The following is a 1229-nucleotide window of genomic DNA, read 5'->3' as shown; positions in this document are numbered from 1 at the left end:
GGGCGAGCGACCCGGGCTCCGGTGCGGTGGGGCCCGCGGGGCGGGGACCGTTGTGGCTGGACGGGACGGCGGGGTTCTGACGCTGGGACATGTCCTCCAGCCTATCGGCCCGGCTATTGTGGCCCCCATGACCGAGACGAGCGAGTTCTGGTACAACGTCAACACGCATCAGGTGGAGGTGGGCGCCCAGTCGGACTGGTCCCAGCTGCTGGGCCCGTTCGGCACCCGTGAGGAGGCCCAGGCCGCGATGGACCGCGTGCGGGCGAACAACGAGGCCGCCGACGCGGAGGACGCGCGCGACGACGACTGGGACAGCCGTCCCGTCGACGACGCCTCCTGACCGCGACGCCGGACGACACCGGGCCCCCGTCCCTCGGGACGGGGGCCCGGTCGTCTCACAGGGCGGGTTCAGCCCTCGAAGCCGTGCTCCGGGGCCGGGAACGCGCCGTCGAGCACGTCCGCGCGATAGGCCCGGACCGCGTCGCCCACGACCTCGTGCAGGCGGGCGTACTGACGGACGAACCGGGGCACCCGGCCCTCGCGCAGGCCGAGCATGTCCTGCCACACGAGCACCTGGCCCGTGGTGCCCGGGCCCGCGCCGATGCCCACGGTGGGCACCCGCAGCGCGGCGTCGACCGCGGCGGCGACGTCCGAGGGGACCATCTCCATCAGGACGGCGAACGCCCCCGCGGCCTCGAGGGCCCGGGCCGACGCCGTCATCCGCTCGGCCGCCCCCGCGCCGCGGCCCTGCACCCGGTAGCCGCCGAGCACGTGCTCGGACTGCGGGGTGAAGCCGATGTGGGCCATGACCGCGACGCCGGCGGCCGTCATCGCGGCCACGTGCTCGGCGAAGCGCTCGTCGCCCTCCACCTTGACGGCGTGCGCGCCGGACTCCTTCACGAGGCGGACGGCCGACTCGACGGCCTGCCGCGGGGAGGCCTCGTACGAGCCGAAGGGCAGGTCCGCGACCACGAGGGCACGCTCGGCACCGCGCACCACGGCCTGGGTGAACAGGATCATCTGGTCCAGGGTGACCGGCAGGGTGGTGGGGTGGCCCAGCATGGTGTTGCCCACCGAGTCGCCCACGAGCAGCACCTCGACGCCGGCCTCGTCGAACAGGGCCGCCGTCATCGCGTCGTAGGTGGTGAGCATCGCGAAGCGCCGGCCCTCGTCCTTGGCCCGCTGCAGGTGGACCGTCCGGTACCGGGACGGGGCGGGCGGACCGTAGG

The 1229-nt window shown here is 74.7% G+C and carries 2 protein-coding genes; one reads left to right on the top strand and one right to left on the bottom strand.

The features are described from left to right. Positions 1 to 127: 127 nt before the first annotated feature. The gene (locus QL983_RS11290) at positions 128 to 340 is read left to right on the top strand and encodes an SPOR domain-containing protein (protein ID WP_036340724.1); all 213 of its coding nucleotides are present in this window, start codon (positions 128 to 130) and stop codon (positions 338 to 340) included. A 68-nt stretch (positions 341 to 408) separates the two neighbouring features. Here QL983_RS11290 and panB read toward each other — a convergent pair. After that, positions 409 to 1229: 3-methyl-2-oxobutanoate hydroxymethyltransferase (panB, locus tag QL983_RS11285; RefSeq protein ID WP_290153064.1), on the bottom strand; the 821-nt coding region annotated here is incomplete at its 5' end.

Origin of the sequence: Micrococcus sp. APC 4021 (genome assembly GCF_030407635.1) — a bacterium.
GTDB lineage: Bacteria > Actinomycetota > Actinomycetes > Actinomycetales > Micrococcaceae > Micrococcus > Micrococcus luteus.
This window is presented reverse-complemented; position numbering and strand designations above follow the sequence as displayed.

What these genes read in the sequence shown, in the direction of transcription:
- QL983_RS11290 (WP_036340724.1), top strand. Translation starts at nt 128, where the DNA reads ATGACCGAGACGAGCGAGTTCTGGTACAACGTCAACACGCATCAGGTG.